The sequence below is a fragment of the Ramlibacter aurantiacus genome, assembly GCF_016722895.1.
Taxonomy (GTDB): Bacteria; Pseudomonadota; Gammaproteobacteria; order Burkholderiales; family Burkholderiaceae_C; genus Ramlibacter; species Ramlibacter aurantiacus.
Genome location: NZ_JAEQNA010000001.1, coordinates 342,104 through 359,655, shown reverse-complemented (window position 1 = coordinate 359,655; position 17,552 = coordinate 342,104). Strand labels below are relative to the sequence as shown.

Genomic DNA, 17,552 nt, shown 5'->3' with positions numbered 1-17,552 from the left:
GGGCCCCAGGCGCAGCGCGCGACCGCAGGGGACGGAACCATAGCAGCTAAGCGTGGCGGTTCAGGTTGTTTTTGCGTGCGTCTTCACGGGGGGCTGCTCTTCGGCACGGGCGTCGTTACGGGCCCCAGAGCAGCGAGCGCGCGACCCAGGCCGGGCGCTTGCCGAGCTTCACGCGCACCCAACCCTGGCGGCGGTCGAGCACCTGGAAAACGTCGCCGTAGCTTGCTTTCTCGATCACCCGGTAGCGGGTCCCCGGACCCGAACGCACGTTGGCGCTCGGCGACTTGACGATGGAAAAGCGCTTGCGCGAAGTGAGTGACCGCGCCACCCAGCCGCGGTCGTTCTCGAAATCGACCACGTGCAGCCACGATCCGCGGCGACCGATCACCTTCAGCGGATAGCCCGAGCCGAGCAGGAACTTCACCTCGGATCGCTTCGTGGGCGCCGCGCGCAGGTTGACGTTCTCGCCCCGGATGCTCACGAGCGCCTGGGCTCGGGCCGCTTCGATCGGGGCCACGACCGCTGCCGTGACCATGGCCAGGCCGGCCAGCGTCTTCCTCATCATCTGATACAAATGCATGCGCTGCGAAACTCCTCAAAACAAGCTCGACACCGAGGCTCATCGAGAAGTTCCGCACTCGTGCAGGGTTCTTTGACCTGGCCGGTCTGCGGCGGGTGTGGCTACAGCAAGCCCGGGTTGCGGCGCCAGATGGAAAAGGTCAGGAAGACGGCGTAGGTCACCCATCCCAGGTAGGGCAGCATCAGCACGCCCGCGACGCGTCGCGCCTGCCAGAATTTGAACGCGGTGAAGGCCACCAGCGCCCACAGCACAACGGCATCGACGAAAGCCGCCGCGCCCATCTTCCAGGCAAAAAAGAGCCAGGTCCACAGCGCGTTCGCGACCAGTTGCAGGGCATACGCACCCAGCGCGGCCGAAGCGCTGCGCAGCCCTTGCGTTCGCCACACCAGCCAGGCGGAGACCGCCATCAGCAGGTACAGCAGGGTCCACACCGGACCGAAGACCGAGGCCGGCGGCGCCCACGCCGGACGATCGAGGCTTGCGTAGAACGCCGCCGAGCTGCTCGATGCGATGGCGCCGACAGCGGCGGCGGCGAAGGTGATGGCCAGCGAGGCGAGAAGCCCGATTGAAAGTGCGCGGCTGGAGGCTGCACTCATCGGCCCACGGCCTCCGTCCGCACGGGCGGCGGGGTGGGCTTGGGCCCGAGTGGGGGCCCCGGTTCAGGCCCCAGTGGCGGGACGGGCTGAGGTGGAGGGTCGGCGTGCATCGCGGGAGCGGCTCGCTACCCCATCTGCATCTGCTTCTTCAGGCTGGAGATTTCGTCATGCGCACGCTGCACGGACTGCTGCATCTGCGGGTCCACGTTGCCGGCGCGGCGGCAGGCCTGCATCGCCCGGTCGCCCAGCTGCTCGAGCTGCTCGACCTGCTGGCGCAGGCTGTCCTGCCCCATCTGCTGCTGGTTCTGCTGGCTGCAGGCCTGCTGCAGCTGGTGCGCCTGCTGGTGCATCTGCTGCACGCACTGCGCCAGCTCGGTCGAGGCCGAGCCCGACTGCAGGGAGTGCTTGGCCTGGTCCGTGCATTCCTCGACCTTGTCGATGCGCTGCTTGAGTTCGTTCATCTGCATGTCAAGTGCTCCTGGTTGATGCGTTCAAGATCATGTTGCCCCAGGTGCGCGGTGGCGATGATTACGAACTGTGAGCGGGGTTGCGGTCGGCGGCGCATGCCAGGGCGCGCGTCCACCGGAAGCATGGCGCATGGGGCCGTCGCTCAAGAACGACAACCGCTTCCTTGAGGCAGATCAAGCGTGCCGCCGCTGCGGGGAGCCAAGCTGCGCCTATGAACGGGAGAACCGCTTGAATTACGCTGTTTTCGATGACTCGCCCGATTCGCCCGGTCCGGCTTCGTCATGCATGCCTGGCGCCGGTTCCCAAGCAGGTGCCCGGCCATGACCGCACTCGAGCAAGGCCAGCCTGCGCCAGCCGATGGCGGTAGGCACTCCGCGGACGCACCGTCGCGGGACCAACTCGCGCACATGGCGCTCGATCGGCTGCCCACCATGGTCGGCTACTGGAGCGCCGATCAGCGTTGCCGCTTCGCCAATGCCGCCTCCTTGCGCTGGTTCGGCGTGGACCCGCGCGAACTGATAGGCAGGCGCATCAGCGAGCTGCTCGGGCCGACGCTGTACGCCCGCAACCTGCCTTACATCGAGAGGGTCCTGCGTGGGGAACCTCAGGAGTTCGAGCGCGAGATTCCCGACCCGGCTGGCGGTCCGCCCAGGCACAGCCTGGCGAGCTACCTGCCGGACTTGGCTGATGGGGTGCGCGGCTTCTTTGTGTCAATCACGGACATTTCCCCGATCAAGCGCACCGAACTGTCCTTGCGCGAGAGCGAGGAGCGGTTTCGGCTCACGCTCGATGAAGCACCGATCGGCATGGCACTGGTGGGGACCGATGGGCGCTTCCTGCGTGTGAACCAGGTGCTGTGCGAACTCCTGGGCTACACGGAGCAGGAGCTGGTGGGACTCACGTTCCAGGCCGTCACGCATCCCAGCGACCTGCAGCTGGACCTGGCGCTGGCCGAGCGGCTCGCCCGGGGTGAGATCCCGCGCTTCACCCTGGAGAAGCGGTACATGCGCAAGGACGGCTCCATCGTTCACGTGAGCCTCAGCCGTTCGGTCCTGCGCGGGCCGAGCGGCGAGCCGGTGCACTTCATCTTCCAGGTCGAGGACATCACGGAGCGCAAGCGCAGCGAGCAGGAGCAGGAGCTGATGGCCGACGTGGGTCCCGTCGTGGACTCCAATCTTGATGTAGACGCCATCGTCGACCGGGTCACGGAACTGGTCACGCGCAGGGTGGCCGACCATTGCGTCCTGGTGACGACTGACACCGGCTCGACACGCACGGGCCCGGCAGCGACGACGGAACAAGGCCACGCTCCCTCGCTGGCGCAGCTTCTCCTGGGAGGGCACGTGCTTCCCGAGGTGATGCGCTCGCGTGAGCCGATGCTGCTGCAGCGGCCCAGCTGCGAAGAGCTGGTCGGCACCATCCGGTCCGAGCTGCACCAGCGCCTGCTGGCGGCGATGGAGATCACCTCGGTCCTTGCCGTGCCGCTGCTGCGCGGCGACCGCGTGCTGGGCGCGCTCGCCCTGGTCGCGACCCGGGGCTCCAGGGCCTATGACGAGCGGGACGTCCGCCTGGCCACGAGACTCGCCTGGCGCACCGCACTCGGGCTGGATAACGCGCGCCTGTACAGCGAATCTCGCAAGGCCATCGCGCTGCGCGATGAGGTGCTGGCGATCGTCGCCCATGATTTGCGCAATCCCTTGAGCGCCATCGCCAACCAGGCGGCACTGCTGCGACGCCGGGCACAACCGCGTGCCGGCACCGAAGCGTCGGCAAGCGACACCATCCAGCGCGCGGCCTCGCGCATGGCGCGACTGATCGAGGACCTCCTGGACGTCGGCCGAATGGAGGCGGGGCAGTTGTCGGTCGCGCCAGCCGTCGTGCCGGCGAAGGCCGTGCTGCTGGAGTGTGCGCAGTCCCAGCTCGATCTGGCCGATCAGTCGCGCATTGCCTTGCACGTCGACGTCCCACGGGAATTGCCAGCGCTCTGGGCTGATCGGGACCGGCTACTGCAGGTGCTGGAAAACCTGATCGGCAATGCATTGAAGTTCACGGGACCGAACGGGCGCGTCACCCTGGGCGCACAAGCGCGCGAGAGGGACGTGCTGTTCATCGTTCGCGACACCGGCGCCGGCATCGCGCCCGAGCACCTGCCGCACCTGTTCGACCGCTTCTGGCAGGCCAGACGGGCCGAGCGGCACGGCGCCGGCCTGGGGCTGCCGATCGCCAAGGGGCTCGTCGAGGCGCATGGCGGAACCATGTGGGTCGAGAGCGAGCCCGGCCAAGGCGCGACGTTCTACTTCACCATTGCTCGAGCGCCGCAGCCGCACCCCACGGCACAGACGCCCGAGCCGGACCGGCCTTGAGAATCAGCGAGCGCGCACAATCGCGGCATGCCGCAGCCGATCTTCTCGACCGACCGCTACAAGCTCTACCCGTCCCCGCGCAACACCGTGCGCGAGGTGTTCCTGCACGAGGTGTTCGTGCCCCATCCCTACGCCCTGGTCGATCCGCCCAGCTACGACCCACGCGGGCGCTGGAGCCTGTTCGTGGCACACCGCCTGTCCGATGGCAGGAATGGCCAGCTCGTGACCTTCGAGCTGGAAGCGGACGCGGTGCGGTTCATCGAGCGCTTCGTGCCTTGACGGCAGGGCGATCGGCTTCGACGTCTTGTGCGCTAAGCGCACCTCATATCCATTGACGCACGGAAGGAAGATGGCCTAGCATCCCTTAATCCGACGAACGGTGTGCGATATGCGCACAGTTCATTGAGATGGCGAATGCGTTGCTGGAGATTCTTCATGCCATCGACTGTCATGCCGGCCGAAGCGTCCGGGCCGAGCGTGTGGCCCGCCGCAGGCGTGAGCCGGGTGCCCTACCGCGTGTACACCGACCCGCAGCTGTATGCCGCCGAGCAGGAGCGACTGTTCCGCGGAGCGATCTGGCAGTTCGTCGGCTTTGCCGTGGAAGTACCCCGGGTCGGCGACTTCAAGACGACCTGGATCGGCGACACGCCCGTGATCCTGGTGCGAAGCGGGCCCGACGAGTTTTCGGCTTTTGTGAACCGCTGCGCGCACCGAGGCGCGGTGCTGTGCTTCGAGCCCAGCGGACACCGCCAGCAGTTCACCTGCGTTTATCACAACTGGGGCTACAGCTTGCAGGGCGACCTGAAGTCCGTGGCGTTCCAGAGAGGCATCCGCGGGGCGGGCGGCATGCCGGACGACTTCGACCGCAGCCAGCACAACCTTCGCAAGCTGCGGGTGCAGGTGCTCTCCGGTCTGGTCTTCGCGAGCTTCTCCGAAACGGTGGCGCCGCTCGAGGAGTACCTGGGCGAACGGATGACGGCCCACGTCAAGCGCATGTTCGCGCGGCCGGTCAAGGTGCTGGGCAGCTACTCGCAGGTGCTGCACAACAACTGGAAGCTGTACATGGAGAACGTCAAGGATTCCTACCACGCCAGTCTGCTGCACCTCTTTCTCACCACCTTCAAGTTGAATCGCCTCTCGATGGAAGGCGGGTTGGCGCTCGACGAGTCCGGCGGCCACCACATCAGCTTTTCGAAGATGGCCACCGACACGGTCGGAGGCACCGACTACGAGTCGGGCAAGCTGCGCGCGCAGGACGACGACTTCAGCTTGCGTGATCCGCGCGTGCTGCGCAGCTGGCCCGAGTTTTCCGATGGCATCACGCATGCCATCCAGGGCTTGTTCCCCAACATGGTGGTGCAGCAGATCCAGAACTCGCTGGCGGTGCGGGTGCTGGTGCCTCGCGGGGTGGGCGAGTGCGAGTTGTTCTGGACCTTGTTCGGCTACGAGGACGACACGCCCGAGCAGTTGCGAACCCGGCTGCGCCTGGCCAACCTCATCGGTCCGGCTGGGCTGGTTTCGATGGAGGACGGCATCGTCGGCAACTTCGTGCAGCGCGCCATCGGCGAGCGGCCCATGGACCAGACCATCCTGGAGATGGGGGGCCGCACGGTGGAGAGCCAGGACACCCGCATCAGCGAGGCCTCGGTGCGGGGCTTCTGGCAGTGTTATCGCCAGCACATGGGCCTGTAGGACACGGATGCGCGCCATGACCTCTTCCAGCCGTCTTTCCCTAGTCCAGCACCTGCTGGCCGAGTACACGCACTGCATCGATGACGAGCGCTACGAGGAGTGGCCGGACTTCTTCACCGACCCCTGCGTGTACCGGGTGACCACGCGTGAATCGGTGCGCCAGGGGCACATGGCCGGCATCATCGATTGCGAAAGCCGCGGCATGCTGGTGGACCGCATCAACTCGCTGCGTCGAGCCAACATCTACGAACCCCAGGTTTATCGCCATCTGCTTGGCCCGACCCGACTCACCGAGGACCATCGCGAGATCATCAAGGCCCGCACCGGTTTCGCGCTCATGCGCGTGGTGCAGGGACAGGGGCCGGAGACCTTCCTCACCGGCTACTACGACGACATCTTCGCCTGCGGACCCCGCGACGAGATCCGCATCCGGGAACGGCTCGTCGTGCTCGACTCGACTCGCATCGACACGCTGCTGGTCATCCCGGTGTAAGGGTCCCGGCCGGGACGAGGGGCAGGGGACTTCAACCGCTGAAAGGGTTCACGCCATGATCCAGATCGTCAAGACACTCGCACTGGCTGTCGGTGCTTCGCTGGTCCTCGCCGCGACAGCGCAGGGCAACGAGGAGGCTTATCCCAGCCGCCCCGTGCGCCTGGTGGTCGGGCTCGCGGCCGGCGGCCCGTCGGACCTCCTCGCCCGCACCATCGCGGGGGGATTGCAGACCCGGCTCGGACAGACGGTGGTGGTGGAAAACCGCGTGGGCGCCGGCGGTATCGTGGCCGCCAGCGAAGTGGCGCGGGCGCCGGCGGACGGCTACACGATCCAGTTCGCGGCCATGCCCGCGGTGGTGTTCGTGCCATTCCTCAACGAGAAGCTTCCGTACAACCAGGACAAGGATTTCACGCCCATCGGCACGCTGGCCTCGTACTCGCTGTTCCTGCTGGCCGGCCCTGCCATGCCGGCCAACAGCGTCGCCGACGTCATCAAGCTGGCACGCGAGAAGCCCGGGCAGCTCACGTATGCATCGGGCGGCGTGGGGACGTCCAACCACCTCTCGGGCGAGCTGCTGCGCAGCATGGCCGAGATCGACATCCGCCATGTGCCCTACAAGGGCAACGCCCCGGCCTACCAGGACTTGCTGTCAGGCCGCGTCTCCATGATGTTCGACTTTCTCTCGACGTCGCAGCAGTTCGTGAAGGCGGGCAAGTTGCGGATGATCGGCACCACCGGCAAGCAGCGCTCCAGCTTCGCTCCCGATGTGCCCAGCATGGACGAACAAGGGCTCAAGGGTTTCGACATCACCGCCTGGTTCGGCCTGTTCGTGCGCTCCGGTACACCGCAGCCCGTCGTGGACAAGCTCAACGCCGCCTTGCGCAGCACGCTGGAGATGCCGGAGATCCGCAGCAAGCTGCAGGAGCAGGGTTACGAGGTAACGGCGAGTACTCCGCAGGAACTGGCGACACGCATCAAGTCCGACGTCCAGTTGTGGGGGCCCATCATCCGCAAGGCCGGCATCAAGACCGAGTAGGGGAACGGCGGCCCGACGCCCCTCAGCCGAGGTTCGCGAGCCGGGCGGCGGTGGCTTGAAGCTCGGGCAGGAAGGTGTCCACCAGTTCCTGCTCGGACATGCGATAGGCCGGAACGCTCAGGCCGATGGAGAGCCGGTCTGCTCCCTGTGGCGTGCGCACCGGCACGGCGAGCGTGTTGAGGCCCACGTCCAGCTCGCCGATGCTGGTGGCGTAGCCCCGCGCGTGCGATCGCCGGGTCTCCATCACGATCTCCCGGCTGTCGACCCGGGTGAGCTCACTGAGTTTGCGGGGTGGCGACAGCTTCAAGAGCTGCTGCACGGCTGCCTCTTCCATCTCGCCCAGAAGGACGCGTCCCATGGCGGTGCAGAAGGCTGGCATGCGCGTGCCGATGGCGATGTGCACGGACACCGGCCGTGGACTGGTGGCGCGGGCCACGACGACGATGTCGGGACCGGACATCACCGCCGCCGAGACCGACTCCGCGGTCTTCGCCGCGAGCTGGTTCAGCAGGGCCTGGACGGCCTGGAAGGTGGCGTTGCCGCCCAGTTGGGAGCGGCTCAGGACCAGCACCTTGGGGGTCAGTGAAAAGTGGCGGTCGTCGACGCGGGCGTAGCCCAGTTCCGAAAGCGTCAGCAGAAAGCGGCGCGCGGCCGCTCGCGTGATGCCCACCCTGGCCGCGACTTCGCTGAGCGTCAGGCGCGAGTCGGCGGTGTCGAAGGCCTCGATGATGGCCAGGCCCTTGTCCAGGGATTCGACGAAGTCCTTGCTGTTGATCATGGCTGTGTCCGCAGCCGCCTATGGTAGGGCGGCTCGCGGACACTCCCCGCCCGTCACCTGCCGTCGGTCGGCCCCGGCTGCGCCCATCGCAGCACCCGCGAGATCGCCCCGCCCATCACGGAGGGCAGGTCCGTCCGGTCGATGAAGTCGAGCTCGTGCAGGAAGTGCTCCACCGCCTGCCGGTAGCTGCAGGGAAGGCGCGAGACGTCCGAGCCCCAGGAGAAGCGGTGCGGACCGAAGTGGTCGTACACCCGGCGCAACAGGGGCGCCAGGGCGCGGAACGGGTAGGGCTCGTCGGTGTAGCAGGGCACGGCCGAGGCCTTGACATGCACGTTCGCAAAGCCGGCCAGCGGCAGCAGCGCATCGATGTCGCCATGGCACTGCGCGTCGCGGTGGTTGCTGTGCAGGCCCAGGTGGTCCACGACCAATGCAAGGCCCGGGTGCCGCTGGGCGATGCGGGCCACCGCGTCCAGCCGGCCGGGGATCAGCAGCATCAGCGGAATGCCCAGGCGTTCGCAGTCGGTCCAGAACCAGTCGATGCGGCCGTCATCCAGCCACTCGTTCCATGGCGGCTTGTGGAAGGTCATGCGGATGCCGGCCATGTGCGGCTGCCGCATGAAGACGGCGAGCCGATCGCGTGCGCCGGGCTGCGACGGATCGAACCGGCCCATGACGACGAAGCGGCCCGGGTACTTCCGTGCCGCCTCGAGCGCGCAGAGGTTGGAGTCACCGGCCGGTGAGGGCGGCACGATCACGGCGCGGTGCACGCCGGCCGCGTCCATCATCGACACCATCTCGTCTGCGCCGATGGGCTCCGCGCGGTGCGGGCGCGCGCCGGGCACGGCGACGAACTGCGGGCTGGCCAGGCTCTCCGGCGGCCAGGGGCGGTCGGGCCGGTGCGCTTCCCAGACGTGGACCTGGGCGTCGGTGAGGATCATGCGCAGGCCGTGCGCGCCACGCCGCGGAAGTACAGGTCGATGGCGTTCAGGCCCAGGGTGTGGCGGTGCAGGGGGTCTGGCACGGCCTGCTCGATCCAGTCGATGGTGCTGCGGTAGGTGGTGGATTCCACGCCGACGAAGGGGCAGTCGCTGGCCCAGAGCAGGCGCTCGTAGCCGACGCGCCGGCACAGCTCCCGCGCCAGCTCCACCGCGTGGTCGCCCAGTCGATAGCCGCCCGAGAGCTTGACCCAGGTGCGGCCCTTCTCGACCGAACGCGTCATGGCCTCGAAGCCGGCGCAGCGTTCGCGCAGCACCGGGTCGGGCCGGCCGATGTGGTCGATGACGATCTTCACGCCCGAGCGTTCCAGCTGCGGCAGCACCTGCGGAATGCGCGGCCCGTCCAGGTGCAGGTGCACGTGCCAGTCCATGTCGGCCAGGCGCCAGAGGAACTTGCGCCAGGGCCAGCTGTCCAGGTCGGGCAGCTCGCGCAGGCTGATGAAGGGCAGGCGCACGCCGACCATGCCGTCGCGTCCCAGCTGTTCGAGCACGATGCGCTCGGTGGACGGCTCGAGGATGGCGGTGCCGCGCCACAGCGGCCGCGTGCGCAGGGCCTGCACCACGTAGTCGTTGCAGTCGCCCCAGGGGCTGGCGGCGGCGACCACGCAGAACTTCACGCCGTGCTCGTCCAGCGTGGCTTCGAGCTGCTCGGCGGTGAATTCGTAATCGGGGCTGTGGCGCGGATCGGGGATCAGCGGCATGCCGCGGCGGAAGATGTGGACGTGCGTGTCCACCAGCGGCGCAGCGGGCTGCTGCCGCTTCTCGAAGAGCGCCGCGGTCATGAGACCTTGATGTTGGCTTGCTGGATCACCTGCGCCCACTTGCGCTTGTCGCGCTCGAAGATGGCGGCCATCTCGGTGGGGGTGCTGGCCTTCGGGTCGGCGCCCATCTCCAGGAAGCGCCGCCGCAGCTCGGGCGTCGCCAACACCTGCCTGAGCGTGTCGTTGTAGACCTTCACGGCCACCTCGGGGCTGCCGGCCGCGACGTAGAAGGCGTTCCAGCCGGTGACGTCATAACCCTCGACGCCGGCTTCCTTCACCGTCGGCACGTTGGGCAACCATTCGGTGCGGCTGCTGCCGGTGCAGGCCAGGGGCTTGAGCAGGCCTGCGTCGATGGAACCCCTGAGTGCCGTGTAGGTCTCGAAGCCCAGGTCGACGTCGCCGCGCTGCAGTGCGGTCATGACGTCACCCGAGGTCTTGAATGGCACCACGGTGGCATCGACCTTGGCGACGCGCTTGAACAGCTCGGCCGATAGATTCTGCGTGCTGCCCGGATTGATCGCGCCGAAGGTGAGCTGGCGCTTGCGGCCCTCGGCCAGCAGCGAGCGCAGGTCGCCGAAGGGGCCCTTGGCGGACGCGAGCAGCAGCAGGTCGAAATAGGCCATGGTCGACACCGGCGCGAAATCGCGCTCGGGGTCGTAGGGCAGCTTGAGCAGCGTGGTGGCGATGGTGGTGCCATTGCTGAACAGGATCAGCGTGTGGCCGTCGCGCGGGGCCGAGAGCACGGCCTGCGCCGCCACCACGCCGCCCGCGCCCGGCCGGTTCTCGATCAGTACCTGATGGCCCAGCTTGTCGCCCATGAGCTGCGCGACCTGGCGCGCCGTGATGTCGGCAAAGCCTCCGGGCCCGAAGGGCACGACGATTTTCACCGGCTGCGTGGGAAACGCGGACTGCGCCAGCGCGCCGCCGGTCGCCAGGGTGGCCGTACCGGCGATGCCGGCCAGCAGCAGCCGACGGCGGCTGGAATCGTGGGCGGGGGAGGGGGAGAGGTGGGCATCGTGCATGCGCGGCAGTCTAGAAGCCGGCCGGGCGCGCGCACAAATGAATTGTTCGACGCGGCCGATGCAAGGCATTCATGCCGGCCGGCTGGGGACGCCCAGCGCCTGCCGGATCAGCGCCAGGGCCTGGTGCATCAGGTGCTCTTCCTGCGGCGTGAGACGGGCGCCTCGGCGCGTCAGCACCGCGAGGGTGCGCCGGACCTCGGGGCCTGCCAGGGGAACGGCGACCACGCCGTCGACCGGCCGCACCGACAGCCGGGGCACGATGGTCAGGCCCAGCCCGCCGCGCACCATCTCCAGCGCCATGGCGTTGCGCTGCGCCTCGTAGGGCCAGCGCAGTCGCTCGCGCAAGGGGCCGATGGCGTCGTCGATGGTCATGCTGTTGCCCGAGGGCAGGCTGATGCGGATCAACGGCTGGTCGAGCAGGTCCTCGAAGCGCACCTGCTCACGCCCGGCCATCGGATGGCCCGGCGGACAGGCCAGCACGAAGGGCTCGTCCGCGATGGGCTCGACCTGCAGGCTGGCCTTGACGCCATGGGCCACGGTGAGCCCGAAGGCCGCGGTGCCGGACTCGACCAGGTCGACGATCTCCGGGATGGAGCTGTCGTGCAGGCGAACCTGCCACCCGCCGTAGGCAGCCTGGAAGTCGCCCAGCAGGGGCACGGCCAGCGGCGCCGCGAGCGTGGGCAGGCAGGCCAGCGAGACCCACCGGCTCGCGTTCTGGCCATGTTTGCGGATGGTGTCGCAGGACGCTTCGAGTTGCTGCACGGCGGCGCGGGCGCGCGGCAGCAGGGCGCTGCCCGCCTCGGTCAGGGCGATGCCCCGGCCGCTGCGCACCAGCAGCGGCACGCCGAGGGTTTCTTCCAGCTTGCGCATGCGGTGGCTGATGGCCGTCTGCGACAGGTGCAGGCGATGCGCGGCCAGCCCGAAGCCGCCGCATTCGGCCACCGCCAGGAAGGCCTGGATGCCCAGGATGTCGATCTGCATGGGTTGTCTCGCTCCTGCGCGATTGTGGCGCGCGGCCCGGCGCCGACCGCAGGGGCATCACCGGTGGTTATGGCGGCGCGCCGAGATTTCATTGCCGCCTTGCGCGCGGGCGTTCCTAGACTCGGTTTCGCCAGCCCTGGCTTGCCTCCCATGTCCATGAAACCGAACTTCCTCCTGATCACCACCGACCAGCAGCGCGCAGACCACCTGGGCTGCTACGGCAACCGGCAGTTGCGCACGCCGCACATCGACGCGCTGGCCGCGCGCGGCCGGCGTTTCGACCGCTTCTACGTCGCCACCGGCGTGTGCATGGCCAACCGGGCGTCGCTCATGACCGGGCGCATGCCGTCGGTGCACGGCACGCGCTGCAACGGCATTCCCCTGGCGCGCGACGCGACCACCTTCGCCGACCTGCTGCGCGATGACGGCTACTGGACCGGGCTGGTCGGCAAGTGCCACTTGCAGAACATGACCGACATGCCGCCCGAGATGCCGCGCGAGCCGGTGCCCGAAGGGCTGAAGCCGCCGATCCCCGCGCATGCCGATGCGGTGGCCGGGCGCTGGAGTGAAAGCGGCTATGACCAGGAGCTGCTGCGCAAATGGCGCGAGGATCCGTCGCACCGGGTGCGCACGCCGTACTACGGCTTCGACCATGTGGACCTGGCGACCCTGCATGGCGACCTCGTCGAAGCGGACTACGCGCGGTGGCTGCAGCAGCAGACGGGTGACATCGACCGGCTGCGCGGCGCGAAGAACGCGATCCCCGATGACCGCTACTCCGCGCCGCAGGCCTGGCGCACGCGCGTGCCCGAGCACCAGTACCCGTCGGCCTGGGTGGGTGATCGCGCCGAGGATTTCCTGCAGGCGGCAGCGCAGCGCGGGCAGCCGTTCTTCCTGCACTGCTCCTTCGCCGATCCGCATCATCCGTTCACGCCGCCAGGCAGGTACTGGGACATGTACGACCCCGACGAGATGGTGTTGCCGCGGTCGTTTTACGCGGAGGGTGAATCGTCCTTCGCGCCGGTGGCGGCGCTGCACCGCGAGCGCGCGCTCGGCCAGGGCCGCATCGGCTCCACCGTGGGTTTCGCGGCGCGCGAGCGCGAGGCCAGGGAGGCGCTGGCGCTGACCTACGGAATGATCTCGATGATCGACGACGTGGTCGGCCGCGTGCTCTCGCGGCTGCAGGCGCTGGGGCTGGACCGGGACACGGTGGTCATCTTCACCAGCGACCACGGTGACTTCATGGGCGACCACGGCCTGCTCCTGAAGTCGGCGTTGCACTACCAGAGCCTGGTGCGCGTGCCCTTCATCTGGGCCGAGCCGCCGGGACGTGGCGCGCTGGGCGCCGCGACCGACGCGCTGGCCTCGACCATCGACATCCCGGCATCGGTGCTCGCGCGCGCCGGGTTGGCCCCGTTCCATGGCATGCAGGGGCGCAGCCTGCTGCCGGTGCTGGCCGGGCAAGTCGAGGCGGTGCGCGACGCCGTGCTGATCGAGGAGGACGGCCATGCGCCGACCTTCGGCCTGTCGCACCCGGTGCGCGCCCGCACGGTGGTGACCGCCAGTCATCGACTCACGATCTACGACCAGCCTGGCTGGGTCGAACTGGTCGATTTGCGCGAGGACCCGCACGAGATGCACAACCTCGTCGAAGACCCGCGCCACGCCGGCGCGAAAGCCCGGTTGTTCGAGACGCTGGCGCGCGAGCTGATGATGGCCGACGACCGCGCTCCCTTCCCCATGGGGCGCGCCTGAGGCGCTCCTGCATCACTGATCCAACCACGGAGACAAGCATGAGCAATTCCACGATCCGGCGCCGCAGCCTGCTGCGCGCCACCTGCGCCTGGGCGGGCGCAGCGGCCTTCTCGTCGTTGGCCTGGGGCGCGGCCGGCGCGGCCGATTTCCCCAGCAAGCCCATCACCTTGATCGCGCCCACGGTGCCGGGCGGCGCGCTCGACGCCACGGCGCGGCTGCTGGGCCAGCACCTGTCGCCGCGGCTGGGCCAGCCGGTGGTGATCGACAACCGCCCCGGCGTGGGAGGCACCTTGGGTTTGATGCAGGCGGCCAAGGCGCCGCCGGATGGCCACACGTTGGTGATCGCGGTCGACTCGTACCTCACCGTGTCGCCGCGCGTGCTCAAGGGCGCCAGCCTGCAGGCCACGAAGGACCTGGTGCCGGTGATCGAGATCGGCTCGTCGCCGATGGTGCTGGTGGCGCATCCCTCCCTGGGGGTGAAGACCCTGCAGGAATACGTCGCCAAAGTGAAGGCCGAACCCGGCAAGCTCACCTACGCGTCGGCCGGGGTGGGTTCGCCGCACCACCTGAACATGGCCCTGCTGGAGCAGCAGCTAGGGCTGAAACAAAACCACGTGCCGTACAAGGCGGGGCCCCAGGCCTTCAACGACGTGCTCGGCGGCCACGCACACGTGATGTTCATCGCCATGAGCACGGCCGAAGGCCACATCAGGAGCGGCAAGCTGGTGCCCCTGGGTGTCTCGGGCAGCAAACCCCTGCCGGAGTTCCCGTCGGTGCCGGCGATCGCCGAAGTGGCGCCGGGGTATGACAGCGAGTTCTGGTTCGCGGCGTTCGCGCCGGCGGGAACGCCGCCCGCGGTGGTGCAGCGGCTGCACCGGGAATTTGCCGCGGTCCTGGCGCAGCCCGAGGTGGCGAAGGGCTTGAAGGCCATCGGCATGACGCCGGTGGCCGACAACAGCTCGAACGCGCTGGCGGAGAAGCTGCGTCGCGAAGACGAGAAGATGGCGAAGCTGCTGCAGTCGCTGGGGGTGCGGGCGGAGTAGGCCCTTCGATCGCGCAACGGGCTCGGCGCGAACGGGTGGAGCGGCGCGCCAGCTTCGTTCGGGCTGGACTCGTCGACGCCTCCCTCCCTCAGATCGGATAAATGATCGAGTTCGGAATCATCTCCGTGTCATAGATGCACTGGCGCGAGGCGAACTTCAAGCCCGCCGGCGTGCTCACCACCACGTCCAGGTACCGCCCCACGTTGAACACGCTCGAAGGCTCCGACAGCTTGGTGCGGAACACCGCGTAGTTGGCCTCGCACTCGATGCGCCCGTTCTCCACCATGCGCACGATGGGCTGGCCCGTCACGTGGCGCTGGTAGTAGGGGTCGTGGAACAGCGTGTCCTTGATGCCGTACACGCGGTCCTTGAGCATGCCCTTGCTTTCGAAGGAGAGGGTGGCCAACGGGAAGCCCCGCTCGAAGTTCTCGCGCGGCTGCAGCCGGTAAATGCATTCGTCGGTGAAGAACTCGGGCCACAGGTCCCAGTTGCCTGAATCCACCGCCGCCTCGTAGGCCGCGTAGAGGTGCAACAGATCCTGGTAGTCGTTGAAGTCGATTCGATGGGGTTTCATGTCAGTTCTCCACGATGCAGTGATCACAGGGTCTGCCGGACAGGAGTGGCGCAATACCAGGGCCACCGCGGAACCGGCTTTGCCGGGCCGCTGGTGGCGCCCCCTCGGTGGGGAGCGCCGAAGGCGCTTCGGGGGTGGGCCTAGTCCTCCATGACTTTGCGCCAGTATTCGTACATGCCGCGAATCAGGGATTCGGTGAGCATGTGTTCGGAATCGCCGATGTCGCGGCCGCCCAGTTCGGCCAGGGCCCGGTGGAAAGGCTTGCTCTCGAAGCCCTGCTGCGAAAACTCGATCACCTCGCCGTCGTCGGCCGATACGAAACCCGCAGGCCCGAACAGGTTGGCCTGGCGCAGGCGGCGCTGGTGCATCTCGGCGTCGTCGTCGTCGAATCCGAAGTGCGTCCAGACGAAGTCGAAGGAGCCGTGGCCGTTGGGCTGGATGTGCCGGGTGGACACGCTGTTGACCTGCTGCTGCAGGATGACGCTGGGGAAGATGGTGGTCATCACGGCCGTGGGGCCGCCCCACCAGGGCTCGGGCACGATGTCCAGGAAGCGCGGGTCGTTGAGCTTCATGCTTTCCTTGAAGCTCTTGACCTGCGTGACCTCGCTGCCGCCCTTGCCGGCCTCTCCCCGGGTGGAGATCATGGCCGCGTGGCGGTGCCGGTCGTCCATGCGCAGCGCCGATTTGTTGTCGGCGCGCCAGAGCCCGTAGGTCACGAACCAGGTGTGCAGCAGGCCGGGGTGGTAGGGGTCCTTGATGTTCTCCTGCATCAGCTTCCAGTTGCCCGGGATGCGCTGGCGGTTGTAGCCCAGGATCTTGAGCTGCCGGCCGTTGAACAGGCGGTCGAAGTAGCCCAGGATGGTCGGGCCGAGGTAGTCCTCGAAAGGCTCGACCGAGTGGTCGAACGAGGCGAACACCACGCCGCCTCGCGTGGCCACCTTGAGCTGGGTCAGGCCATGTTCCTGGATCTCGAAGTCAGCGGGAAAGCCGCCGGCCAGGCTGCCGTCGGGCTGCTTGATGCCGCGTCGGAACGGCACGCCCAGCAGGTCACCCCTGAGCGTGTAGCTCCATTGGTGATAGGGGCAGGTGAAGCCCTTGACGTTGCCGTGCCGCTCGCGGGCGAAGCGCATGCCGCGGTGGGCGCAGATGTTCTCGATCACGTGGATGGACTGGTCCTTGTCGCGCACCATGAGCACCGAGCGCTCGCCCACCACGGTGCGCTTGTAGTCGCCGACGTGGGGGATCTCGGCCTCCAGGCCCACGTAGCACCAGTGGCCCTTGTAGAAGAAGCGCTCGAGTTCACGCTTGTACAACTCGTCGCTCGTGTACGCGGCGAAGGGGATGCGGCTGGTGCCGGGCAGCTCCCATCGCGGCTGCGCCGGAAAGATCTCGCTCATGGTGTCTCCTCGAGGACGGATCGCCGGATCATCCCTCGCGCTGGCGCATTCGCCAATAAAATGAAGTGAATACAGCCTATGGATTCGATGAATGTCCCGCACCACCCAGCTGGAGCACCTTGACCTGAACCTGCTCGTGCTGTTCAGGCACCTGCTGGTCGAGCGCAGCGTCTCGAAGGTGGCCGAGGTGCTGGGACTGTCGCAGCCGGCGGTGAGCAACGCCTTGTCGCGGCTGCGCAAGGCGCTGGGGGACGAGCTGTTCATCCGCACCCCGGCCGGCATGGTGCCCACGCCGTTCGCCGACCAGCTGGCCGGCTCGGTGACCGAGGCGCTGGGCATGATCCACGCGGCCCTCAACCAGCGCAGTGCCTTCGATCCGCGCGCGAGCGACCGCTCCTTCGTGCTGTCCATGACCGACATCGGCGAGATTTATTTCCTGCCCGGCCTCATGGAGGCGCTGCGCGAGCAGGCGCCGGGCGTCACGCTCAGCACCTTCCGCCAGAACACCGCCGACTTGCGCGCCACCATGGAAGCCGGCCAGGTCGACCTGGCCATCGGGCTGCTGCCCGACCTGAAGGCCGGGTTCTTCCAGCGGCGGCTGTTCAAGCAGCGCTACGTCTGCATGGTGCGCAAGGGCCATCGGCTGGATCGGCGCCGGATCTCGCTGGCCGATTTCAGCGCGGCCGAGCACCTGATGGTGATCTCCAGCGGCACCGGCCACGGGCAGGTCGACGAGATCCTCCGGCGCCGCGGCATCGAGCGCCGGGTGGCCCTCACGGTGCCGCACTTCGTCGCCGTGGGGCATATCCTGCAGGCCACCGACCTGGTGGCCACGGTGCCCGAACGCCTGGCCGATCGCATGAAGCAGCCGTTCGGCCTGGTCGCCGTGCCGCACCCGGCCGATCTGCCCGAAGTCGGGATCAACATGTTCTGGCACGCCAAGTACCACCGGGACCCCGCCAACCAGTGGCTGCGCGGGCTGGTGTTCGAACGCTTCGGAGGCTGAAATCCAGGCGGC

The 17,552-nt window shown here is 68.0% G+C and carries 18 protein-coding genes; 8 read left to right on the top strand and 10 right to left on the bottom strand.

What is annotated here, in order from left to right; translation table 11 throughout:
• Nucleotides 1–115 precede the first annotated feature (115 nt).
• The 3 genes from JI739_RS01700 to JI739_RS01690 all read right to left on the bottom strand — a co-directional run bounded on the left by JI739_RS01700 (nt 116) and on the right by JI739_RS01690 (nt 1,643).
• Nucleotides 116–580 carry an SH3 domain-containing protein gene (locus JI739_RS01700; protein WP_201682106.1) on the bottom strand — a complete coding sequence of 155 codons (465 nt, stop codon included), beginning with the start codon at nt 578–580 and terminating at the stop codon, nt 116–118.
• A gap of 101 nt (nt 581–681) precedes the next feature.
• Nucleotides 682–1,176, bottom strand: coding sequence for a TspO/MBR family protein (locus tag JI739_RS01695; RefSeq protein WP_201682105.1), 495 nt, complete (start codon nt 1,174–1,176; stop codon nt 682–684).
• Between the two features lie 125 nt (nt 1,177–1,301).
• Complete coding sequence (locus JI739_RS01690; protein WP_201682104.1) at nt 1,302–1,643, bottom strand: hypothetical protein; 342 nt, start codon at nt 1,641–1,643, stop codon at nt 1,302–1,304.
• A gap of 321 nt (nt 1,644–1,964) precedes the next feature.
• Here JI739_RS01690 and JI739_RS01685 point away from each other — a divergent pair, with 321 nt between their 5' ends.
• The 5 genes from JI739_RS01685 (at nt 1,965) to JI739_RS01665 (ending at nt 7,228) form a co-directional block, all read left to right on the top strand.
• On the top strand, nt 1,965–4,007 hold the full coding sequence (locus JI739_RS01685) for a PAS domain-containing sensor histidine kinase (RefSeq protein ID WP_201682103.1): 2,043 nt from the start codon (nt 1,965–1,967) through the stop codon (nt 4,005–4,007).
• Nucleotides 4,008–4,034: 27 nt separating this feature from the next.
• The gene (locus JI739_RS01680; protein ID WP_201682102.1) at nt 4,035–4,286 is read left to right on the top strand and encodes a hypothetical protein; all 252 of its coding nucleotides are present in this window, start codon (nt 4,035–4,037) and stop codon (nt 4,284–4,286) included.
• A gap of 156 nt (nt 4,287–4,442) precedes the next feature.
• Entirely contained in the window at nt 4,443–5,699 is a 1,257-nt protein-coding gene (locus JI739_RS01675; RefSeq protein WP_435531584.1) for an aromatic ring-hydroxylating oxygenase subunit alpha, read from the top strand.
• A 16-nt stretch (nt 5,700–5,715) separates the two neighbouring features.
• Nucleotides 5,716–6,192: an aromatic-ring-hydroxylating dioxygenase subunit beta gene (locus JI739_RS01670; protein ID WP_201682101.1), complete on the top strand. Its 477-nt coding sequence runs from the start codon at nt 5,716–5,718 to the stop codon at nt 6,190–6,192.
• 55 nt (nt 6,193–6,247) lie between these two features.
• Nucleotides 6,248–7,228: a Bug family tripartite tricarboxylate transporter substrate binding protein gene (locus JI739_RS01665; protein WP_201682100.1), complete on the top strand. Its 981-nt coding sequence runs from the start codon at nt 6,248–6,250 to the stop codon at nt 7,226–7,228.
• A gap of 22 nt (nt 7,229–7,250) precedes the next feature.
• Here JI739_RS01665 and JI739_RS01660 read toward each other — a convergent pair whose 3' ends face one another.
• The 5 genes from JI739_RS01660 to JI739_RS01640 all read right to left on the bottom strand — a co-directional run bounded on the left by JI739_RS01660 (nt 7,251) and on the right by JI739_RS01640 (nt 11,765).
• Complete coding sequence (locus JI739_RS01660; protein WP_201682099.1) at nt 7,251–8,006, bottom strand: IclR family transcriptional regulator domain-containing protein; 756 nt, start codon at nt 8,004–8,006, stop codon at nt 7,251–7,253.
• Between the two features lie 53 nt (nt 8,007–8,059).
• Entirely contained in the window at nt 8,060–8,944 is an 885-nt protein-coding gene (locus tag JI739_RS01655) for an amidohydrolase family protein (protein WP_201682098.1), read from the bottom strand.
• Entirely contained in the window at nt 8,941–9,783 is an 843-nt protein-coding gene (locus JI739_RS01650; RefSeq protein ID WP_201682097.1) for an amidohydrolase family protein, read from the bottom strand. The genes JI739_RS01655 and JI739_RS01650 overlap by 4 nt, the downstream gene beginning before the upstream one ends.
• On the bottom strand, nt 9,780–10,784 hold the full coding sequence (locus tag JI739_RS01645) for a Bug family tripartite tricarboxylate transporter substrate binding protein (protein WP_201682096.1): 1,005 nt from the start codon (nt 10,782–10,784) through the stop codon (nt 9,780–9,782). Before JI739_RS01645 ends, JI739_RS01650 begins: the two co-directional genes overlap by 4 nt.
• Before the next feature lie 69 nt (nt 10,785–10,853).
• Complete coding sequence (locus tag JI739_RS01640) at nt 10,854–11,765, bottom strand: LysR family transcriptional regulator (protein ID WP_201682095.1); 912 nt, start codon at nt 11,763–11,765, stop codon at nt 10,854–10,856.
• 150 nt (nt 11,766–11,915) lie between these two features.
• Between JI739_RS01640 and JI739_RS01635 the strand changes: the two genes are divergently transcribed.
• Together JI739_RS01635 and JI739_RS01630 are read left to right on the top strand one after the other, a co-directional pair.
• Nucleotides 11,916–13,520, top strand: a complete 1,605-nt coding sequence (locus JI739_RS01635; protein WP_236589024.1) for a sulfatase family protein — start codon at nt 11,916–11,918, stop codon at nt 13,518–13,520.
• A 38-nt stretch (nt 13,521–13,558) separates the two neighbouring features.
• Nucleotides 13,559–14,563 (top strand): Bug family tripartite tricarboxylate transporter substrate binding protein, encoded by a 1,005-nt coding sequence (locus JI739_RS01630; protein ID WP_201682094.1) that lies wholly within the window; start codon nt 13,559–13,561, stop codon nt 14,561–14,563.
• An 88-nt stretch (nt 14,564–14,651) separates the two neighbouring features.
• On the opposite strand, the gene JI739_RS01625 is transcribed toward JI739_RS01630, so the two are convergent.
• Together JI739_RS01625 and JI739_RS01620 are read right to left on the bottom strand one after the other, a co-directional pair.
• A complete protein-coding gene (locus JI739_RS01625) occupies nt 14,652–15,137 on the bottom strand; it encodes an aromatic-ring-hydroxylating dioxygenase subunit beta (protein ID WP_201682093.1) in 486 nt (161 codons plus the stop codon).
• Nucleotides 15,138–15,277: 140 nt separating this feature from the next.
• Nucleotides 15,278–16,534, bottom strand: a complete 1,257-nt coding sequence (locus JI739_RS01620) for an aromatic ring-hydroxylating dioxygenase subunit alpha (RefSeq protein ID WP_201682092.1) — start codon at nt 16,532–16,534, stop codon at nt 15,278–15,280.
• Nucleotides 16,535–16,625: 91 nt separating this feature from the next.
• Between JI739_RS01620 and JI739_RS01615 the strand changes: the two genes are divergently transcribed.
• Complete coding sequence (locus tag JI739_RS01615) at nt 16,626–17,540, top strand: LysR family transcriptional regulator (RefSeq protein ID WP_201682091.1); 915 nt, start codon at nt 16,626–16,628, stop codon at nt 17,538–17,540.
• Nucleotides 17,541–17,552 lie beyond the last annotated feature (12 nt).

Bases quoted from the DNA above. Each gene is read 5' to 3' on its own strand.
- JI739_RS01700 (WP_201682106.1), bottom strand. From the start codon at position 580: ATGCATTTGTATCAGATGATGAGGAAGACGCTGGCCGGCCTGGCCATG.
- JI739_RS01695 (WP_201682105.1), bottom strand. From the start codon at position 1,176: ATGAGTGCAGCCTCCAGCCGCGCACTTTCAATCGGGCTTCTCGCCTCG.
- JI739_RS01690 (WP_201682104.1), bottom strand. From the start codon at position 1,643: ATGCAGATGAACGAACTCAAGCAGCGCATCGACAAGGTCGAGGAATGC.
- JI739_RS01685 (WP_201682103.1), top strand. From the start codon at position 1,965: ATGACCGCACTCGAGCAAGGCCAGCCTGCGCCAGCCGATGGCGGTAGG.
- JI739_RS01680 (WP_201682102.1), top strand. From the start codon at position 4,035: ATGCCGCAGCCGATCTTCTCGACCGACCGCTACAAGCTCTACCCGTCC.
- JI739_RS01675 (WP_435531584.1), top strand. From the start codon at position 4,443: ATGCCATCGACTGTCATGCCGGCCGAAGCGTCCGGGCCGAGCGTGTGG.
- JI739_RS01670 (WP_201682101.1), top strand. From the start codon at position 5,716: ATGACCTCTTCCAGCCGTCTTTCCCTAGTCCAGCACCTGCTGGCCGAG.
- JI739_RS01665 (WP_201682100.1), top strand. From the start codon at position 6,248: ATGATCCAGATCGTCAAGACACTCGCACTGGCTGTCGGTGCTTCGCTG.
- JI739_RS01660 (WP_201682099.1), bottom strand. From the start codon at position 8,006: ATGATCAACAGCAAGGACTTCGTCGAATCCCTGGACAAGGGCCTGGCC.
- JI739_RS01655 (WP_201682098.1), bottom strand. From the start codon at position 8,944: ATGATCCTCACCGACGCCCAGGTCCACGTCTGGGAAGCGCACCGGCCC.
- JI739_RS01650 (WP_201682097.1), bottom strand. From the start codon at position 9,783: ATGACCGCGGCGCTCTTCGAGAAGCGGCAGCAGCCCGCTGCGCCGCTG.
- JI739_RS01645 (WP_201682096.1), bottom strand. From the start codon at position 10,784: ATGCACGATGCCCACCTCTCCCCCTCCCCCGCCCACGATTCCAGCCGC.
- JI739_RS01640 (WP_201682095.1), bottom strand. From the start codon at position 11,765: ATGCAGATCGACATCCTGGGCATCCAGGCCTTCCTGGCGGTGGCCGAA.
- JI739_RS01635 (WP_236589024.1), top strand. From the start codon at position 11,916: ATGTCCATGAAACCGAACTTCCTCCTGATCACCACCGACCAGCAGCGC.
- JI739_RS01630 (WP_201682094.1), top strand. From the start codon at position 13,559: ATGAGCAATTCCACGATCCGGCGCCGCAGCCTGCTGCGCGCCACCTGC.
- JI739_RS01625 (WP_201682093.1), bottom strand. From the start codon at position 15,137: ATGAAACCCCATCGAATCGACTTCAACGACTACCAGGATCTGTTGCAC.
- JI739_RS01620 (WP_201682092.1), bottom strand. From the start codon at position 16,534: ATGAGCGAGATCTTTCCGGCGCAGCCGCGATGGGAGCTGCCCGGCACC.
- JI739_RS01615 (WP_201682091.1), top strand. From the start codon at position 16,626: ATGTCCCGCACCACCCAGCTGGAGCACCTTGACCTGAACCTGCTCGTG.